Below are 2713 nucleotides of genomic sequence, written 5' to 3'. Positions count from 1 at the left end.
AGAAAAAAGGACATGATGTATTTTCAGTAGAATGGGACAAGCAACATAAAAATATAGATTTATATATTGATATTAAAAATTTAACTAAAGAAATGATAATAAGTAACTTTGGTAAACCTGATATTATATGGGCTAGTCCTGACTGTACTACTTATTCAATAGCAGGAATTTCACACCATAGAAAAAAAGAGGAAAATGGAAATTTATATCCAATTAGTGAAAAAGCAATAATTTCAGATAATGTAAATAATCATGTTTTGAAACTGATAGAAGAATTAAAACCTAAATATTTTTTTATAGAAAATCCTCGTGGTGGTTTAAGAAAAATGGAGTTTATGAAAGATATTCCAAGATATACAGTTACTTACTGTCAATATGGAGATAATAGAATGAAACCAACAGACATATGGACAAATTATGAAAAACCTAATTTTTTACCAATGTGTAAAAATGGAGATAAATGTCACGATTCAGCACCAAGAGGATCAAAAACAGGTACACAAGCATTAAGTTTAATTGATAGATCAAAAATACCTAATGAATTATGTAATTATATAGTTAATATTTGTGAAAAGGGGTTATAAAATGAAATATTTTTTAATGGAGTATGTGAAAAAGTAGTATCATCAATAGTTTATTTATTTGAGGTACTATATGAAAAATACATTATATTAAAGGAGGAAACAAAATAATGGATAATTTATTTCATAGTAAATTTATAATTAATGGATCAAATTATTCAAAATTTCCAGAAGAATATATTCATAAAAGAATAATTGAAGAATCATTTTATAATATTCTGGAACATGCAAAATATAAAATAAAAACTGAAAAAAATTATGAACCTATAACAGATACAATAGAATTTAAATCAACAATAGCTTTATTGTCTTATGATGAATATTTAAGATTTAAAAGAATGGAAAAATATCTAGATATGTTAGGGGTAATAGTAGAATGAAAAAATTAGATGATATGATCCAAACAGGTAAAGAAAGAAAAATAAACAAGCTATTTTTAGTTCAATGGGGAAAAGAAAGATCAATAGTATATACAGATGAAACTATCCTTATTATGGATAATCAGCATTTAATGAACTTAGACGAAAGGGGTTTAATACTATGAATGAAAATTATATCGACACTATACTAGATCCAGAAATTAAAAATCTACAAACAAAAAATGAACATATTTGTAACCAGATTCAAACATTTAATGATATGATTCATAACTACAAAATAGAATTAAAGGAAAATATGGAAAAATTAGACAAACTTCAATGGATAAAAGAAACAAACTAAATAGAAAAGAGATCTGATAAATTAATATCGGATCTCTTTTTCTACAATATATAGATTCATGGATAGAAATTATATACTAATTATAACATGTATATATCTTTTGTCAATTATCTACCATAATTGTTTAGAAATATTTGTAACTCTTTAACCATATTACTTGTTGTAGAAATAACCCCATCTTTTTTAGTACCGAAAAATTTCTGACTAGCTTTAATGGTTTTAGTACCCTCATATCCATCTACTTTTAACTTAGCACCGCCATATTTATTTAAGAACTCTTGCCATGCTTTAATAGCATTACTAGGTTTTGACAATACCCCATCTTGTTTAGTACCTAAGAACTGTTGCCATCTTTTTTTAGTTGCTGTACCTCTTTTTCCATCTACTTTTAATGTAACCACTTTTCGCCCACTTCCTTTATTTTTAGAATGTTTTTTAATATACTTAGTAGGGTCTACTGTGCTATTTTCTTGTTTAGCTGTCCAACCTAAACTAACACTAGCATTATTTCTAATTTCATAATGTAAATGAGATCCTGTAACTTTTCCTGTTGCACCCTGTCTACCTATGCTAGTATTAGTATTTACTACTTGTCCTACTTGTACAAGTACACTATTTAAATGAGCATAAACATGCGCTTTTCCGTATATATCTTTAATAACCACAACATTACCATAACCGCCTACACCTGTTCCACTTTTACCCAGTCCTGCATATATAACAGTACCACCCATAAATGCTTTAATAATAGCATTATGACTTTTAACTAGGTCAATTCCTGCATGAAACTTTCTAACTTTACTTATAGGGTGTATTCTCCACCCATAATTTGAAGTAACTCTATATCCAGAAAATACCATTTATTTATTTTCCCCTTTCATTTATACCATCTTTATACTTATCTTTATCAAAATATTTCATTATAAAATTAATGTTTACCCCTATCTGTTTAAAGTTTTCTACAATACTAATAGTTTCATAAATTATTAATAATCCTACACCAGTTTTTGTAACAAGACCATCAGTATTTAAATATAAATCTACCAATGTTAGAAATATAACTCCTAATAATTCACCAGTTTTACGTATTAAACCTTCAAATTTAATAGATGAATTAACCTTCCTATCTTTCATAGCACGTAATAAACCAGTAAGAATATCGAAAATAATCCATGCTAGTAAAAAGTAAAACATATTCCCTATAAAAATTTCAATATCTATACCGTACTTCAATTCTTTCAACATTATCTTTCACCCTTCATAAAATTTACTTAGCTGGATTAGGTAAATCTGTCTTATTATTTCCTGTTACTTTTAAATAAGGTCTAGGATTAATAGTATTATCAAAATTAAACGTACCATTTTTAGAAATTTCTATGTGTAAATGGATAGAATAACCACCTGGACTATTA

6 protein-coding genes are annotated in these 2713 nt (G+C 26.6%); 4 read left to right on the top strand and 2 right to left on the bottom strand.

Annotated elements, in window-relative coordinates:
• The 4 genes from VK071_05230 to VK071_05215 all read left to right on the top strand — a co-directional run.
• Window positions 1–584 (top strand): DNA cytosine methyltransferase (locus tag VK071_05230; GenBank protein HLR34719.1); only part of this gene is annotated, 584 nt, incomplete at its 5' end.
• Window positions 585–691: 107 nt separating this feature from the next.
• Window positions 692–961 carry a hypothetical protein gene (locus VK071_05225; protein HLR34718.1) on the top strand — a complete coding sequence of 90 codons (270 nt, stop codon included), beginning with the start codon at window positions 692–694 and terminating at the stop codon, window positions 959–961.
• Window positions 958–1125, top strand: coding sequence for a hypothetical protein (locus VK071_05220; protein ID HLR34717.1), 168 nt, complete (start codon window positions 958–960; stop codon window positions 1123–1125). Before VK071_05225 ends, VK071_05220 begins: the two co-directional genes overlap by 4 nt.
• The gene (locus VK071_05215; protein ID HLR34716.1) at window positions 1122–1301 is read left to right on the top strand and encodes a hypothetical protein; all 180 of its coding nucleotides are present in this window, start codon (window positions 1122–1124) and stop codon (window positions 1299–1301) included. Before VK071_05220 ends, VK071_05215 begins: the two co-directional genes overlap by 4 nt.
• A 107-nt stretch (window positions 1302–1408) precedes the next feature.
• On the opposite strand, the gene VK071_05210 is transcribed toward VK071_05215, so the two are convergent.
• Window positions 1409–2161, bottom strand: a complete 753-nt coding sequence (locus VK071_05210; GenBank protein ID HLR34715.1) for a peptidoglycan DD-metalloendopeptidase family protein — start codon at window positions 2159–2161, stop codon at window positions 1409–1411.
• Between the two features lie 4 nt (window positions 2162–2165).
• Window positions 2166–2546, bottom strand: coding sequence for a phage holin family protein (locus VK071_05205; GenBank protein HLR34714.1), 381 nt, complete (start codon window positions 2544–2546; stop codon window positions 2166–2168).
• Window positions 2547–2713 lie beyond the last annotated feature (167 nt).

The sequence above is a fragment of the Tissierellales bacterium genome (genome assembly GCA_035301805.1).
In the GTDB taxonomy this organism is placed as follows: domain Bacteria; phylum Bacillota; class Clostridia; order Tissierellales; family DATGTQ01; genus DATGTQ01.
Note: the sequence above shows the minus strand (reverse complement) of the source record. Positions and strands in the feature narration are given on the sequence as shown.

Coding starts and splice junctions, on each gene's coding strand:
- VK071_05225 (HLR34718.1), top strand. CDS start 692: ATGGATAATTTATTTCATAGTAAATTTATAATTAATGGATCAAATTAT.
- VK071_05220 (HLR34717.1), top strand. CDS start 958: ATGAAAAAATTAGATGATATGATCCAAACAGGTAAAGAAAGAAAAATA.
- VK071_05215 (HLR34716.1), top strand. CDS start 1,122: ATGAATGAAAATTATATCGACACTATACTAGATCCAGAAATTAAAAAT.
- VK071_05210 (HLR34715.1), bottom strand. CDS start 2,161: ATGGTATTTTCTGGATATAGAGTTACTTCAAATTATGGGTGGAGAATA.
- VK071_05205 (HLR34714.1), bottom strand. CDS start 2,546: ATGTTGAAAGAATTGAAGTACGGTATAGATATTGAAATTTTTATAGGG.